Below are 14,426 nucleotides of genomic sequence, written 5' to 3'. Positions count from 1 at the left end.
GGACCGGGGGCGCCCGGAGCGCCGGCCTTGGGGCGCGAGGCGAGCCCTCACGACCCGCAGGTTGGAGGGGGAGCGGCGCCGCGCCCCCGATCGAGGGAGGCCGCGCAGCCGGCCGACCGCCAAGCGGCGGCCGAGCGGGACCCCCCTGCGGGGTCCCCGAGGGCGGCGCTGCGCCCGGCCGGGGCGGGGCGCGACGGGTCAGGCCTCGGCGTCGGGGGGGCGTTGCGCCTCGTCGAGCATCTGGGCGATCTCGCGGCGGATCAGGCGGCGCATGTTGCGGCTGATGCGCTCGCCGAGCTCGCCCTGCAGCTCCTCGCGGACGATGTCGTTGATCGTCTGCCGCAGCGCCTCCTCGTCGAAGATCGGCGCCGGGCTCGGGCGGGGGCGCGCCACCGCGAGGCCGTCGGAGAGAAGCTCGCCCGCCCGCGCCGGCGGCGGGGCCGCGGCATCGACGCGCATCTCGGGCGTCAGCAGGATCACGTCGCCGCCCGGCGCGTTGTCGAGGCGGGCGCCGGTCTCGGCCGAGACGAGGGCGCGGATCGAGGCGAGGACCTCGGCGAGCGACTCGGGCGTCTCCTCGCCCGTGCGTCGCTGCCCCGGCTCCTCGGGATCGCTCACGGCTTCTCCCAGCGCTGGCGGATCTTCTCGACCACGCTGGTGTCGTAGCCGCCGACCGGGGCGCGCTGGACCTGGCGGAAGTAGATGTCGGGGTTGTAGCTCTCGATGCCGAGGTTGAGGTGCTCGACGGTGAGCAGGCCCATGGCGCGGAGCACCGCGTAATGGGCGACGTACTCGTTGCGCCGGGCGCGGACCACCTCGGCCTCGGCCTGCAGCCGCTCCTGGTCGGCGTCGAGCACGTCGAGGGTCGAGCGGGCACCGAGGCGGGCCTCCTCGCTGACGCCCTCGTAGGCGATCTGCGCCGCGACGACCTGCTCGCGGTTGGCGACGATGGAGGCGCGCGCCACCTCGAGCTGGGTCCAGGCGTTGTTGGCCTGCTCGGTCACCTGCCGTCCGGAATCCTGCACCTCGAACTTGCGCTGCTCCAGCACCTGCTGGGCCTGGCGGATCAGCGACGAGTTGCGGCCGCCGGAATAGAGCGGCAGGTTCGCGTCGATCGAGGCGCTGAGGTTGTAGCTGTCGTTGGTCAGCCTCGTGTTCGGCGCGACGTTGGGCGAGACGCGCTGCCAGGTGTAGTCGACCTGGCTCGAGGCGGTGATCGAGAGCTTCGAGGCGGAGCGGGCGCGGTCGAAGTCGGAGACCGCCGCGCGCTCGTTGAAGCGGGCCGCGACCATGGCCGGGTTCTGCTGGACGGCGAGTTGCGCCGCCGCCGCCGCCGAGGGCGGCAGCTGGGGCAGCACCGGCGGCGGCTCCAGCGTCCCGGGGAGCGAGCCGACGGCCGCGAGGTAGGCCTGGCGGGCCACCTCGAGGTTGCCGGTGGCGTCGACGAGGTTGCCGCGCGAGGCGGCGAGGCGGGCCTCGGTCTGGCTGACGTCGGTGCGGGTGACCTCGCCGACCTCGAAGCGGTTGTTGGTGGCGTCGACCTGCTCGCCGAGGACGCGGACGTCGTTCTGGGCGATGCGGACGAACTCCAGCGCCTGGATCACGTCCATGTAGGCGGTGACCGCGGCGAAGAGCACCTCCTGCTCGACGTTCACCAGGCTCGCCCGGCCGGCGGCGACGCCGTAGCGGGCGGATTCGATCGCGGCCTTGCTCTCGCCGCTGTCGAAGAGGAGCAGGCTCGCCTGCAGCGCGACCTGGGCGCTGTTGTCGAAGGGAAAGTCGGAGATGTCGGTCTCGCCCGCCGCCGAGGCGCCGGCCTGGACCTGCGGGCGGCGCGCCGAGCGGGCCTGGGCGATGTTCTCGTCGAGCGCGCGCAGCGAGGCGCGGTTGGAGTCGAGGAGCGGGCTCGTCTGGTAGGCGCGGATCAGCGCGTCGGTCAGCGTCTCGGCGAGCGCCGGCGGCGACCAGGCGATGGCGCCGGCGAGGAGCGCCGCGGCGAGGGTGGATAGGCGGGTGCGCGTTTCTGACATGCTCGACCTCGGCGCCCCTCTGCCGGGGGCTCGCGGGAGTATTGGGGGGCCTCCCCTCAAAACTCAAACTCTTTCGTGGCGGCGAAGCCCGGAAGCACCGGCGCCGTTGCATCGAAGGCGCGCCGCCAGGCGATGGCGCCGTCGATCTTCAGCCCGAGGCGGGCCTGGCCGAGGGCGCCGTCGAGGAAGACGGCGACGATGCGGCCCCCCGGCTTGAGCTGGTCGGCGAGCGCCTCGGGCAGGCGCTCCACCCCGCCCTCGACGACGATGACGTCGTAGGGGCCGTGGGCGGGGACGCCGGCGGCGAGCGGGCCGGCCTTGACGACCGCGGTCTCGACGCCCTGGGCGGCGAGGGCGGCCTCGGCGGCCGCCGCCATGGCGGCGTCCTCCTCGACGGCGACCACCGCCTCGGCCATGTGGGCGATGACGGCGGCCGAGTAGCCGAGGGCGCAGCCGACGTCGAGGACGAGGTCCGAAGGCCCGATCTCGACGGCGTCGAGCATCTTGGAGAACACCCGCGGATCGAGGATGACGCGGCCGTTCGGCAGGGGCACGTGCTCGCCGTAGTAGGCGACGGGGCGCAGCGCGTCGGGGACGTAGACCTCGCGCGGGACCTCGAGCATGGCGAGGATGATCGGGTAGCGGGTCACGTCGGACGGACGGACCTGGCAATCGACCATGGCTTCGCGGGCGGCGGCGAAATCGACCATTTCAGGCATCCCTCGGGGCTTTCCTGCGGTGATCGCACATTTCCCCCCGGCAGGCAACGCGATGCGGGCGGGGGGTCATCCCGCCGCCGGGAGGCCGTGGGCGGGGTGGGAGAGCGCGGTCATTATGCCGCGGAGCTCGGCGAGGCCCTTGAGGCGGCCGATGGCGGGGTAGCCGGGCTGGCCGCGGCGGCGGAGGTCGTCGAGGATGTCCTGGCCGTGGTCGGGGCGCATCGGGATCGAGGCGTCGGCGCGGCCCGCGGCGGCGCGGCGGCGTTCCTCGGCCACCACGGCGGCAATGACGGCGACCATGTCGGTGGCGCCGCCGAGGTGCTCGGCCTCGTGGAACGAGCCGCGGACCGCGTCGGTGTCGCGGGCGACGTTGCGCAGGTGGAGGAAGTGAACCCGGTCGCCGAGGCGGCGCATCATGCCGGGCAGGTCGTTGTCGGGCCGCGCGCCGAGCGAGCCGGTGCAGAGGGTGATCCCGCTCGCCGGACTGTCGACGGCGGCCATGACGGCCGTGTAGTCGGCCTCGGTCGACATCACCCGCGGCAGGCCGAGGAGCGGGAAGGGCGGGTCGTCGGGGTGGCAGCAGAGGCGCAGGCCGAGGGACTCGGCGGCGGGGACCACCTCCTCGAGGAAGGCGACGAGGTGGGCGCGCAGCCGGTCGGGGCTGATCGCGCCGTATTCGTCGAGATGGGCGCGGAGGTCGTCGAGGGTCATGTTGTCGGCCGCGCCGGGCAGGCCGAAGGCGACGTTGCGGGCGAGGCGGGCGCGGGCCGCGTCGTCCATGGCGGCGAAGCGGGCGGCGGCCTCGGCGCGGAGGTCCTCGGGGTAGTCGTCGGGGGCGGCGGGGCGCTTGAGGATGTGGAGGTCGAAGGCGGCGAAGTCGGCGAGGTCGAAGCGCATGCAGGTGCCGCCGTGGGCGACGCGGTACGCGAGGTCGGTGCGGGTCCAGTCGAGGACGGGCATGAAGTTGTAGCAGATCACCTCGACGCCGGCGGCGGCGAGGTTCCCGAGGCTCGCGCGGTAGTTCGCGAGGTGCTCGCGCCAGGCGCCCTTCTGCTTCTTGACGTCCTCGGAGACGGGGAGGCTCTCGACCACCTCCCAGGCGATGCCGGAGGGGGTTCCGTCGGTCCGGGTCGCGATCTCCTGCTGGCGGCGGGCGATCTCGGCGGGCTCCCAGACGGCGCCGGTCGGGACGTGGTGGAGCGCCGAGACGACGCCCTCGACGCCGGCCTGGAGCATGTCGTCGATCGAGACCTGATCCTTGGGCCCGAACCACCGCCAGGTCTGCCGCATGCGTCGTCTCCCTCCAGCCCCTGGGGGAATCGCGTCCCCCGGGGCTGATTAGCAGATGCGGGCGTCCGTGTCGGCGCCGCGTGTTCACGCGTGAAAACTCGCCAAGCCATTGATTTCGTGCAATCGTTAACGGGAGCTTGCTGTCGGCCCACACTACACGACGCCTGCCCTGCCGGATCCACGGGGCACGCGTGCCGAGCGACCGAAGCGGGCTTGCCCGCGAGGCCCGGCGCGACAGGCGAAAGCATTGCTTTCGCCGCGCCGACGGCTGGAGCGCGGTTGCGCGCGGAAGCCGTCAGGGGTGAAGATTTCCCCGTCGCGCGCAATCCGTCCGTGAGCGCCCCGGCGAGCGCGGAATCGCGCTCGCCCCCCGAGGGGCGATCGCGGACGGATTTGCCGCGGGTCAAATCCGTCTGGCGGCGCCGTCGCGGCCTGCTTCCGGCCGGGCTTCGGCTTCACCGTCGTGCAGTGTGCCGTCGGCCGGGGCAGCGGGATCCGGGCGCGGCGCGGATCTGATATATCAGGGCCTTGCCTCGTGGGCCCGCATGGGGTCAGATTCGGGCGCGACGGGCCCGGAGGTCCGCGACACGGGGAGGAAGAGAGGATGCCGAAGATCCTGATGCTGACCGGCGAGTTCACCGAGGAATACGAGATCTACGTCTACCAGCAGGGCATGGAGGCGATCGGGCATACGGTGCATGTCGTCTGCCCGGACAAGAAGAAGGGCGAGATGATCCGCACGTCGCTGCACGATTTCGAGGGGCACCAGACCTATCTGGAGCGCTACGGGCATCTCGCGGAGATCAACAAGACCTTCGCCGAGGTGGACGTGACGGAATACGACGCGGTCTACTGCGCCGGCGGGCGCGGGCCGGAATACATCCGCACCGACAAGCGGGTGCAGGCGATGGTCAAGCACTTCCACGACGAGGGCAAGCCGATCTTCACCATCTGCCACGGGGTGCAGATCCTCGTGGCGGTCGACGGGGTGGTGAAGGGCAAGCGCGTCGGCGCGCTCGGGGCCTGCGAGCCGGAGGTGCGGCTGGCGGGGGGCACCTATGTCGACCTGTCGCCGACCGAGTCGCTCATAGACGGCAACATGGTCTCGGCCAAGGGCTGGACGGCGCTGGCGGCGTTCATGCGCGACTGCAACACGGTGCTCGGCACCGAGGTGCGCCACGGCGAGCCGCTGGCGCGCCGAGCCGGCGGCGGCGTGACGGGGGCAGCGTGAAGGGGGCGGCTTGATCGCTGCGCCGGGCCGCTGGGCGCTCTGCGTCGGCGCGGTCCATCGCGACGTCATCGCGCGCGCGGCCCGGCCGCTGCTGCCCGGGGACGACGCGCCGGGGCGGGTCTCGGCCCGGCCCGGGGGCGTGGCGCTCAACGTGGCGCTGGCGCTGGCCGGGCTGGGGCGGCCCGTGGCGCTGCTCGGCGCGGTCGGCGCCGATGCGGAGGGCGCCGCGCTGGTCGCGGCGGCGGTCGCGCGCGGGGTGGACTGCGCCCACGTGCTGCGGCGGGGCGTGACGGACACTTATGTCGGCGTCGAGGGGCCGGACGGGGCGCTGGTCGCCGCCGTCGCCGATTGCGCGGGGCTGGAGGCGGCGGGGGAGGCGATCCTCGCGTCGCCCGCGCTGGCGGCGGCGTGGCCGGGGCCGGTGGTGGCGGACGGCAACCTCTCCCCTGCCCTCCTCGCCGGGCTGGCCGCGACGCCGGCGGGGCGCGGCGGGCTGGCGGTCGTGCCGGCGAGCCCGGCGAAGGCGGGGGCGCTCGCCGGGGCGGCGTTCCGCGGCCGGGCGGCGATCTACCTCAACCTCGGCGAGGCGGCGGCGGCGCTGGGGCGGCCCCTGCCCTCGGCAGCGGTTGCGGCGGCCGCACTGCGGGCCGAGGGGTGGTCCGAGGCGCTGGTGACGGACGGGCCTCGGAGGGCGGCATGGGCGGGGGCCGGGGGCCGGGCCGAGGCGGCGCCGCCCGTGGTGGCGGCGCGGTCGGTCACCGGGGCGGGCGACGTGCTGGTCGCGGCGCATCTCGTGGCGCGGGCGGAGGGGCGCGACCCGGCGGCGGCGCTCGCGGTTGCGCTCGCCGCCGCGGCGGCGCATGTCTCGCGCTCCGACGCCTGCGAGGTCCCCTGATGCCCGGAAGCCCCTGCCCCGGCTCCTGCCGCCCATGCGGCGCGTCGGCGGAGCGCGACCCCGGCCGGAAGCGGGTCGCGACGTCGAAGGCTGACGGATGTGACCCGTGGCGAATCCGTCCGCGATCGCCCCTGCGGGCTGGCGAATTCACGCTTCTCCTCCAGCCGCCATGGACCGAACGACAGGAAGCCGATAGCCGGCCGACCGAAGCGGGCTCCGCCCGCGAGGCTGCGGCGCGACAGGCGAAAGCACGGCTTTCGCCGCGCCGACGGCTGGAGCGCGGTTGCGCGCGGAAGCCGTCAGGGGTGAAGATTTCTGCGGGAGCGCGCAATCCGTCCGTGGTCGCCCCGGCGAGCGCGGCAACGCGCTCGCCCCCCGCAGGGGCGATCGCGGACGGATTTGCCGCGGGTCAAATCCGTCGGGCGTCGCCGTCGCGGCCCATTCCTCCCGATCCGTGGCTTCAGCCGGGATGTGTGAATGCCGTAGCGCTGCGAGGGGCGAGCGCGTTTCCGCGCTCGCGGACGGATGGCGCGCTCCCGGAGAAATCGGCGCCCCTCCCGGCTTCCGCGCCAACGCGCTCCAGCCGCCGGCGCGGCGAAAGCCGGGCTTTCGCCTGTCGCGCCGTAGCCTCGCGGGCGGAGCCCGCGTCGGTCGGCCGGGACAGCCCGCAGGCGGCGTCGTGAGCGCGCCGCTGCGGGTGTCGCCCGAGGTCGCGGAGGCCCTCGCCGGGGGGCGGCCGGTCGTCGCGCTGGAATCGACCATCGTCACCCACGGGATGCCGCATCCCGCCAATGTCGAGACGGCGCGGGCGGTGGAGGCCGTCGTCCGGGCGGGGGGCGCGGTTCCCGCGACCATCGCCGTCTCGGGCGGGGCGATCGAGGTGGGACTGCCGGAGGCGCGGCTGGAGGCGCTGGCGGCGGCGCGGGACGTGCGCAAGCTCAGCCGGGCCGACCTCGCGGTGGCGCTGTCGGAGGGGTGGACGGGGTCGACCACGGTGGCGGCGACGATGATCGCGGCGCGGCTCGCCGGGATCGCCGTCTTCGCGACGGGCGGGATCGGCGGGGTGCATCGCGGGGCGGAGACGAGCTTCGACATCTCGGCGGACCTCGAGGAGCTGGCGCAGACGCCGGTGACGGTGGTGGCCTCCGGGGCGAAGGCGATCCTCGACCTGCCGAAGACGCTGGAGGCGCTGGAGACCCGCGGCGTGCCGGTGATCGCCTATGGCCAGGACGCGCTGCCGGCGTTCTGGTCGCGCGACAGCGGGCTGAGGGCGCCGCTGCGGCTCGACACGCCGGAGGCGGTGGCGCGGGCGCACCTGATGCGGGCGCGGCTCGGGCTGCCGGGGGGGCAGCTGGTCGCCAATCCGGTCCCCGTGGCGGCGGAGATCCCGGCGGCGGAGATCGCGCCGCATATCGGCTCCGCGCTGCAAGCGGCGGACGCGGCGGGGGTTTCGGCCAAGGAGGTGACGCCGTTCCTGCTCGGCCGCGTGCTGGCGGCGACGGAGGGGCGCTCGCTCGCGACCAACGTGGCGCTGGTGCGCGACAATGCCCGGGTGGCCACGGCGATCGCCGTGGCGCTGGCGCGGCTGGCGGCGGAGGCAGGCGGGGGCGTGTCGTAAATTCTTGATCGTCGTGCGATTCCGCCGGGGCGGAAAGCGCGCTAGGCTCGCGGCGGAAGGAAGGTTTCGCGCATGGCCCGAAAGACAGTCCGGCGTCCGCGCCCGCCCAAGACGCCGCTGGGGCAGCGGCTGCGCGGCAATTTCCTGACCGGGCTCGTGGTGGTGCTGCCGGTGTTCCTGACGATCTACCTCGTCTGGGTGATCGTCGGCATCGTCGACGCGCGGGTGATCCCGCTGATCCCGCGGCAGTACAACCCGGAGAACGTCTTCGGGCGCAACATCTTCGGGCTCGGTCTGGTGATGTTCGTGGTCTTCACCACGCTGGTGGGGGCGATGACCAAGGGCTATGTCGGCGCGCGGATCATCCGGGCCGGCGAGGGGCTGGTCGACCGGACGCCGATCATCCGGCGGATCTACAACGCGCTGAAGCAGATCGCCGAGACGGTGTTCAGCCAGACGAACACCTCGTTCCAGCAGGCGTGCCTCGTCGAGCATCCGCGCAAGGGCTGCTGGCGGGTGGCCTTCGTCGCCGGGCCGACGCGGGGCGAGGTGGCGGCGCAACTGGGGGGCGAGTTCGTCAGCGTCTTCGTGCCGAACACGCCGAACCCGACGGCGGGGTTCCTGATCTTCGTGCCGCGGGCGGAGGTGCTGATGCTGGAGATGTCGATCGAGGACGCGGCGAAGGTGGTGATCTCGGGCGGGATGGTGACGCCCGGGGATCCGCGGGTCTCCGGCCCCCTGCCCGCCGCGCCGGCCCGGCGGACGGCGGCGCGGCAGGGGTGAGGTGGGGTAATGCCGGGCGCGCGGTCCGCTCCGTCGCGATCCGTGGCCGGGCGTCTTGACGTCCGGCGTGTGAGGTCCCGCCGTCCCCGCCCCTGCCGCTCCGAGTCGAGCCGGGAGACATGTGCATTTCTCCCGGCGGGCGCCGTCGCGGGACCGGCCGCGCCGCCCCACAAAGCAGCGCGTCCCTCGTCGAGGCGGCGGGGCGGTCAGGCCTTGTAGCCAGAGATGTCCTCGGAGACCTTGGCCATGTTGGCCTCGCGGAGCTTGGCGGCGGCCTCGTCGTAGAGGAAGGGCAGGAAGGCGTAGCGGCGGCCCGAGGTGACGCGGCTGACGGCGTGGAGGAGCGAGCAGGAGAACACCACCGCGCCGCCGGGCGGGGCCTTGAAGCCGCGGGTCCCGTATTCGGGGAAGCTGACCTCGCCGCCGTCGAAGGCGTCGTTGAGGTTGACCGAGACGGCGAAGCGGCGATGCGCCGTGCCATGGGTGGTGTTGTCGCGGTGCGCGGCGAAGTGGCCGCCGTCCTCGGCGGCGTAGCAGGCGACGAGGTAGCGCTCCATGCGCGTCGCCTCGAACTGGTGGACCTTGCGGATCTCGGGGACGACGCGGCGCAGGAAGCGCGATTGCAGCTCGCCGATCAGCGCCTGGTCCTCGATGACGTGGTCCTTGCGGCGCTTCTGGCGCTGGTCCATCACCGCGACGGTCTTGCCCTCGACGTCGCGCATGACGCCGGATTCCTCGCCGCCATGGGCCTCGTAGCGGGCGATCAGCCGGGCGCAGAGCTCGGGCTCGAAGACGCCGGGCAGGAGGATGATCGGGGCCTGGAGCTCGACGCCGGCGAAGCGCGCGGGCGGCGGCAGCGCGGCGAGGCGGTCGAGCGCGGCGGCGATGTCGGAGCGGTCGGGGGCGAAGGGGATGACGTCGATGATGCGCAGCGTCGGGTCGAGGATCATCCACATTCGCCGCACCGCGAGGCCCTCGCCGGGGGCGGGCGCGGCCACGGGGAGCGCGCCGAAGGCGCGGCCGACGGCGCCGTCGAAGTCGAGGAAGAAACGGATGCCGGGGAGGCGGTCGGCGACGCGGCCCTGCGCCTCGTCGGCCGGGTCGGCGGTGACGCCGAAGAGCGAGGCGCGGGCGTCGTCGAAGAGGTCGGGGCGGGCGGCCGCCGCGGCGAGGGCGGCCCGGGCGTGCGGGTCGGCGGCGGTGCCGAAGAACAGGAGCACGAGATAGCGGCCGCCGGCGCTGTCGAAGGCGTAGCGCGGGTTGCCGGCGGTGCGGGCGCGGAACCACGGCGCGGGGTCGCCGGGGAGGAGGTTGACGTAGTCGGGCATGGCGGCTCAAGCGGCGGCTCTCGGGATCCCGTCGAGCCTATCGCGGCTTTTCCCCGGCGGCACGGCGAAAATGCGCCGGGAAGGCTGACGCGGTCGGCATGACGGCTCGCGCCGGCTCCGGGAGCCCGACGGGCCGGCCGCTGCCTTACCTCGGCGACAGGGCGAAGATGCGCCAGGAAGGTCGATATAGTCGGCGTGACGGCTCGCGCCGGCTCCGGGAACCCGGCGCGGCCTTACCCCCGGCGGCGGCGCCAACGATACGGCCAAAATGCGCCGGAAAGCGGCCCTTCGGTTGCGCGCGGTCGCGGCAACGTCACATAAGGGAGCTAGGGCTCCGCAGCGCGGGCGACCGACGGGGGAGGACGAAGATGAGGATCGCGGTTCTCGGCGGCGACGGCTTCTGCGGCTGGCCGACGTCGCTGCATCTCTCGGACCAGGGGCACGAGGTCCATATCCTCGACAACCTCAGCCGGCGCTGGATCGACACCGAGCTCGGCGTGCAGTCGCTGACGCCGATGGACTCGATCCAGGAGCGGACGCGGATCTGGCGGCAGGAGACCGGGCGGACGATCCGCTTCCACCTGCTCGACCTCGCCCGGGACTACGAGCTGCTGAAGGGCTGGCTGCGCGAGCACAAGCCGGACGCCATCGTGCATTTCGCCGAGCAGCGCGCCGCGCCCTATTCGATGAAGTCCGACCGGCACAAGAACTACACCGTCTCGAACAACGTCAACGCCACGCACAACCTGCTGAACGCGCTGGTGGAGACCGAGACGGACGCGCATCTGGTGCATCTCGGCACGATGGGCGTCTATGGCTATTCCACCGTGGGGGCGGCGATCCCGGAGGGGTATCTGACCGTCGGCGTGGAGACGCTGGACGGGCGGACGGTCCCGCAGGAGGTGCTCTATCCGACGCGGCCGGGCTCGATCTACCACATGACCAAGAGCCTCGATCAGATCCTGTTCCAGTTCTACGCCCAGAACGACGGGCTGAGGATCACCGACCTGCATCAGGGGATCGTCTGGGGGACGCATACCGGGCAGACGCGGCGGCATGTGCAGCTGATAAATCGCTTCGACTATGACGGGGATTACGGGACGGTGCTCAACCGCTTCCTCATCCAGGCGGCGATCGGCTATCCGCTGACGGTGCATGGCACCGGCGGGCAGACGCGGGCGTTCATCCACATCCAGGACTCGGTGCGCTGCATCGAGCTGGCGCTCGGCGACGCGCCGAAGCGCGGCGAGCGGGTGAAGATCTTTAACCAGATGACGGAGACGCACCGGGTGCGCGACCTCGCCGAGCTGGTGTCGCGGCTGACCGGGGCGGAGATCGCCTGGCTGCCGAACCCGCGCAAGGAGGCGGCGGAGAACGACCTCGTGGTGCGGAACGACCAGTTCCTGGCGCTGGGGCTCGAGCCGGTCACGCTGGCCGAGGGGCTCCTCGCCGAGGTGGTGGACGTGGCGCGCAAGTACGCCTACCGGGTGGACCGCTCGCGCGTTCCGGCGGTGTCGGCCTGGACGCGGGAGATCGCCAAGATCGTCGAGCGCGACCCGGAGCATCGCGGGCTGAAGTCGGTTTCCTGAGGTCGCGGCCGGGGAGCGTTCCTCTCGCGGGGCAGACGCGCTAGGATGCGGGCATGAACCGCCACGCCCCCGCCCCGCGCCGCGCCACCTACCGGGACGTCCTCGACGCGCCGGAGCATATGGTCGCGGAGCTGATAGAGGGGGCGCTGCATGTGCATCCGCGCCCGGCTTCGCGGCATGCCCTGGCGGGCTCGGTATTGGGCGGGGAGCTCAACGGGGCCTTCCAGCGCGGCCGCGGCGGTCCCGGCGGGTGGTGGATCCTCGACGAGCCGGAGCTGCATCTGGGCGAGAATGTGCTCGTGCCGGACATCGCCGGCTGGCGGCGGGAGCGCATGCCGGCGTTTCCCGATGCGGCGTGGTTCGATCTGGCGCCGGACTGGGTGTGCGAGGTCCTGAGCCCGGGGACGCGGCGGATCGATCTGACGGACAAGCGGCGGCTCTATGGCGCGGCGGGGGTCGAGCATCTGTGGCTGGTCGATCCGCTGGCGCGGACGCTGGAGGCGTTCGCGCTGCGGGAGGGGGCGTGGACGCTGGTCGCCGCGCTGAAGGAGGACGACGAGGTGCGGGTGGCGCCGTTCGAGGCGGTGGGGTTTCCGCTGTCGGCGTCGTGGGCGGATTGATGCGATGAACCGGCACGCCCCCGCTCCCCGGCCCGCGACCTATCAGGACGTGCTCGACGCGCCGGAGCATATGGTCGCGGAGTTGATAGAGGGGGCGCTGCATGTGCATCCCCGCCCTGCCCTCTTGCACGCCTACGCGGCCACCTCGCTCGGCGACGAGATCGTCTCTCCGTTCGGCAAGGGACGGGGGGGACCGGGCGGGTGGATCATCCTTGTGGAGCCGGAGCTCCATCTCGGCGACGACGTGCTGGTGCCCGATCTGGCGGGCTGGCGGCGCGAGCGGATGCACCGGCTCCCCTCCACGGCCTGGACGGAGATCGCGCCAGACTGGGTGTGCGAGGTCCTGAGCCCGGGGACGCGGCGGATCGACCTGACGGACAAGCGGCGGCTCTACGGGGCGGCCGGGGTGGCGCATCTGTGGCTCGTCGATCCGCTGGCGCGGACGCTGGAGGCGTTCGCGCTGCGGGAGGGGGCGTGGACGCTGGTCGCCGCGCTGAAGGAGGACGACGAGGTGCGGGCGGCGCCGTTCGATGCGGTGGGGTTTCCGCTGTCGGCGTTGTGGGCGGATTGAGCCGTGGCGGGCGGTGACGGGGCGCCGGCGCTCGAGGGGGCGCCGGGGGGATCGGCGGCGTTCGTGACGCTGGTGACCAATGCGGATTACCTGCCCGGGGCGCTGGCGCTGGTGCGCTCGCTGGTGCGGACCGGGACGGCGGCGGATGTGGTGGCGATGCACACGCCGGCGGTGGCGGCGGGGGCGCTCGCGCCGCTGGCGGCGCTGGGGGCGCGGCTGGCGGAGGCCGACCTGCTGCCGACCTCGGAAGGGTTCAACGCGGCGCATTCGCGGCGGGCGGTGCATGAGCGGGCGCCCTTCACCAAGGGCGAGAAGCCGGCGTTCCACACGCCGCTCGACAACTTCGTCAAGCTGCGGCTGTGGCAGCTGCCCTACGAGCGGGTGGTGTTCCTCGACGCCGACACGATCGTGCTGCGGCCGATCGACCGGCTGCTCGACTATCCCGAGTTCTCGGCGGCGCCGAACGTCTACGAGAGCGTGACGGATTTCCGGCGGCTGAACTCGGGGGTGTTCGCGGCGCGGCCGTCGACGGCGACCTTCGCGGCGATGCTGGCGCGGCTCGACGCGCCGGGGGCGGTGTGGCGGCGGACGGACCAGACGTTCCTCGAGGCGTTCTTCCCGCGCTGGCAGGGGCTGCCGGTCTACGACAACCTGCTGCAATACGTGTGGCTGAACCTGCCGGAGCTGTGGGACTGGCGGCTCGCGAACGTGGTGCATTTCCAGTACGAGAAGCCCTGGGACCCGGCGAACCCGAAGGCCGGGCGGCTCGCGCCGCTGATCGCGCTGTGGCGGGCCTTCCATGACGGCGGGGAGATCCCGGACATCGACGCCCTGCCCGGACCGGACGCGTGCGCGTCCTCCTGACCGGCGGCTCCGGGCAGGTCGGGGCCTTCGTGGCGCCGGCGCTGGCGGCGGCGGGGCACGAGGTCGTGCATCTGGCGCGGCGACCGCCGGCGGCGGGGGAATGGGCGCGCTGGGCGCTGGGGGACGCGGGCCCCCTGCCCCGGGCCGAGGCGCTGGTGCATCTCGCCTTCGCGCATGTGTCGGGACGCTATCGCGGCGGCGAGGGCGAGGATGCGGAGGGGTTCCTCGCGGCGAACCTCGGCGGCTCGCTGGCGCTCGTGGCGGCGGCGCGGGCGGGGGGCGTGCGGCGGGTGGTGTTCCTGTCGAGCCGGGCCGTCTATGGGGACGGGCGACGCGGGGAGGCGCTGCGGGAGGACGATGCGCTGGCGCCGGATTCGCTCTACGGGGCGATGAAGCGCGACGTGGAGGCCGCGGTCCTGGCGGCGCCGGGGGGCGTGGCGTTGCGGGCGACGGGGGTCTATGGGCTCGCGCCCGGGGCGGCGACGCACAAGTGGACGGGGCTCTTCGCGGAGTATCTGGCGGGGCGGCCGGTGGCGCCGCGGCGGGCGACGGAGGTGCATGGCGACGACCTTGCGGCGGCGGTCGTGCTGATGCTGGCGCGGCCGGCGGCGGAGGGGGCGTTCAACGTCTCGGACCTGATGGTCGACCGGGGCGATCTGCTGGCGGCGGTGCAGGCGCGGACGGGGGCGGCGGGAGCGCCGCCCGGGCCGGATCCGGGGCCGGCGCCGGGGGAGATGGCGACGGAGCGGCTGCGGGCGCTCGGCTGGCGGCCGGGGGGCGCGGCGCGGCTGGCGGGGTTTCTCGATGCGCTGTTCGGGCCGCCGGAGGAGGCGGCGCCGCCCGCCTGACGGGCCGTCATGCGTCTGGCGCAAGGCGGGTCTGCAAAAA

Annotated in this window: 14 protein-coding genes; 9 read left to right on the top strand and 5 right to left on the bottom strand. The window is 73.6% G+C overall.

The window, feature by feature from the left end:
- Positions 1 to 198 precede the first annotated feature (198 nt).
- The 4 genes from KBB57_RS04975 to uxuA form a co-directional block, all read right to left on the bottom strand.
- A complete protein-coding gene (locus KBB57_RS04975) occupies positions 199 to 618 on the bottom strand; it encodes a hypothetical protein (RefSeq protein WP_290747432.1) in 420 nt (139 codons plus the stop codon).
- Positions 615 to 2,030 (bottom strand): TolC family outer membrane protein, encoded by a 1,416-nt coding sequence (locus KBB57_RS04970; RefSeq protein WP_290747431.1) that lies wholly within the window; start codon positions 2,028 to 2,030, stop codon positions 615 to 617. The genes KBB57_RS04975 and KBB57_RS04970 overlap by 4 nt, the downstream gene beginning before the upstream one ends.
- A gap of 56 nt (positions 2,031 to 2,086) precedes the next feature.
- A complete protein-coding gene (locus KBB57_RS04965) occupies positions 2,087 to 2,740 on the bottom strand; it encodes a methyltransferase domain-containing protein (RefSeq protein WP_290747430.1) in 654 nt (217 codons plus the stop codon).
- Between the two features lie 75 nt (positions 2,741 to 2,815).
- Positions 2,816 to 4,039 carry a mannonate dehydratase gene (uxuA, locus tag KBB57_RS04960; RefSeq protein WP_290747429.1) on the bottom strand — a complete coding sequence of 408 codons (1,224 nt, stop codon included), beginning with the start codon at positions 4,037 to 4,039 and terminating at the stop codon, positions 2,816 to 2,818.
- 604 nt (positions 4,040 to 4,643) lie between these two features.
- On the opposite strand from uxuA, the gene KBB57_RS04955 reads away from it, so the two are divergent.
- From KBB57_RS04955 to KBB57_RS04940, 4 genes are all read left to right on the top strand, one after another.
- Complete coding sequence (locus KBB57_RS04955) at positions 4,644 to 5,270, top strand: DJ-1/PfpI family protein (RefSeq protein WP_290747428.1); 627 nt, start codon at positions 4,644 to 4,646, stop codon at positions 5,268 to 5,270.
- Positions 5,271 to 5,280: 10 nt separating this feature from the next.
- The gene (locus tag KBB57_RS04950) at positions 5,281 to 6,165 is read left to right on the top strand and encodes a PfkB family carbohydrate kinase (protein WP_290747427.1); all 885 of its coding nucleotides are present in this window, start codon (positions 5,281 to 5,283) and stop codon (positions 6,163 to 6,165) included.
- A 679-nt stretch (positions 6,166 to 6,844) separates the two neighbouring features.
- Complete coding sequence (locus KBB57_RS04945; RefSeq protein ID WP_290747426.1) at positions 6,845 to 7,783, top strand: pseudouridine-5'-phosphate glycosidase; 939 nt, start codon at positions 6,845 to 6,847, stop codon at positions 7,781 to 7,783.
- A gap of 72 nt (positions 7,784 to 7,855) precedes the next feature.
- Complete coding sequence (locus KBB57_RS04940; protein ID WP_290747425.1) at positions 7,856 to 8,566, top strand: DUF502 domain-containing protein; 711 nt, start codon at positions 7,856 to 7,858, stop codon at positions 8,564 to 8,566.
- Positions 8,567 to 8,772: 206 nt separating this feature from the next.
- Here KBB57_RS04940 and KBB57_RS04935 read toward each other — a convergent pair whose 3' ends face one another.
- The gene (locus KBB57_RS04935; protein WP_290747424.1) at positions 8,773 to 9,894 is read right to left on the bottom strand and encodes a 2OG-Fe(II) oxygenase; all 1,122 of its coding nucleotides are present in this window, start codon (positions 9,892 to 9,894) and stop codon (positions 8,773 to 8,775) included.
- Positions 9,895 to 10,262: 368 nt separating this feature from the next.
- Here KBB57_RS04935 and KBB57_RS04930 point away from each other — a divergent pair, with 368 nt between their 5' ends.
- From KBB57_RS04930 to KBB57_RS04910, 5 genes are read left to right on the top strand one after another with little or no spacing between them, the layout of a single operon-like run.
- Complete coding sequence (locus tag KBB57_RS04930) at positions 10,263 to 11,483, top strand: NAD-dependent epimerase/dehydratase family protein (protein ID WP_290747423.1); 1,221 nt, start codon at positions 10,263 to 10,265, stop codon at positions 11,481 to 11,483.
- Positions 11,484 to 11,536: 53 nt separating this feature from the next.
- Positions 11,537 to 12,103, top strand: coding sequence for a Uma2 family endonuclease (locus KBB57_RS04925; RefSeq protein ID WP_290747422.1), 567 nt, complete (start codon positions 11,537 to 11,539; stop codon positions 12,101 to 12,103).
- Between the two features lie 4 nt (positions 12,104 to 12,107).
- Positions 12,108 to 12,674, top strand: coding sequence for a Uma2 family endonuclease (locus KBB57_RS04920; RefSeq protein ID WP_290747421.1), 567 nt, complete (start codon positions 12,108 to 12,110; stop codon positions 12,672 to 12,674).
- Positions 12,675 to 12,677: 3 nt separating this feature from the next.
- The gene (locus tag KBB57_RS04915; RefSeq protein WP_290747420.1) at positions 12,678 to 13,538 is read left to right on the top strand and encodes a glycosyltransferase; all 861 of its coding nucleotides are present in this window, start codon (positions 12,678 to 12,680) and stop codon (positions 13,536 to 13,538) included.
- Positions 13,523 to 14,386 (top strand): NAD(P)-dependent oxidoreductase, encoded by an 864-nt coding sequence (locus tag KBB57_RS04910; RefSeq protein WP_290747419.1) that lies wholly within the window; start codon positions 13,523 to 13,525, stop codon positions 14,384 to 14,386. Before KBB57_RS04915 ends, KBB57_RS04910 begins: the two co-directional genes overlap by 16 nt.
- The last annotated feature ends 40 nt before the right edge of the window (positions 14,387 to 14,426 follow it).

The sequence above is a fragment of the Amaricoccus sp. genome, from assembly GCF_017993425.1.
GTDB lineage: Bacteria > Pseudomonadota > Alphaproteobacteria > Rhodobacterales > Rhodobacteraceae > Amaricoccus.
Note: the sequence above shows the minus strand (reverse complement) of the source record. Positions and strands in the feature narration are given on the sequence as shown.

Coding starts and splice junctions, on each gene's coding strand:
- KBB57_RS04970 (WP_290747431.1), bottom strand. CDS start 2,030: ATGTCAGAAACGCGCACCCGCCTATCCACCCTCGCCGCGGCGCTCCTC.
- KBB57_RS04965 (WP_290747430.1), bottom strand. CDS start 2,740: ATGGTCGATTTCGCCGCCGCCCGCGAAGCCATGGTCGATTGCCAGGTC.
- uxuA (WP_290747429.1), bottom strand. CDS start 4,039: ATGCGGCAGACCTGGCGGTGGTTCGGGCCCAAGGATCAGGTCTCGATC.
- KBB57_RS04955 (WP_290747428.1), top strand. CDS start 4,644: ATGCCGAAGATCCTGATGCTGACCGGCGAGTTCACCGAGGAATACGAG.
- KBB57_RS04940 (WP_290747425.1), top strand. CDS start 7,856: ATGGCCCGAAAGACAGTCCGGCGTCCGCGCCCGCCCAAGACGCCGCTG.
- KBB57_RS04935 (WP_290747424.1), bottom strand. CDS start 9,894: ATGCCCGACTACGTCAACCTCCTCCCCGGCGACCCCGCGCCGTGGTTC.
- KBB57_RS04930 (WP_290747423.1), top strand. CDS start 10,263: ATGAGGATCGCGGTTCTCGGCGGCGACGGCTTCTGCGGCTGGCCGACG.
- KBB57_RS04925 (WP_290747422.1), top strand. CDS start 11,537: ATGAACCGCCACGCCCCCGCCCCGCGCCGCGCCACCTACCGGGACGTC.
- KBB57_RS04920 (WP_290747421.1), top strand. CDS start 12,108: ATGAACCGGCACGCCCCCGCTCCCCGGCCCGCGACCTATCAGGACGTG.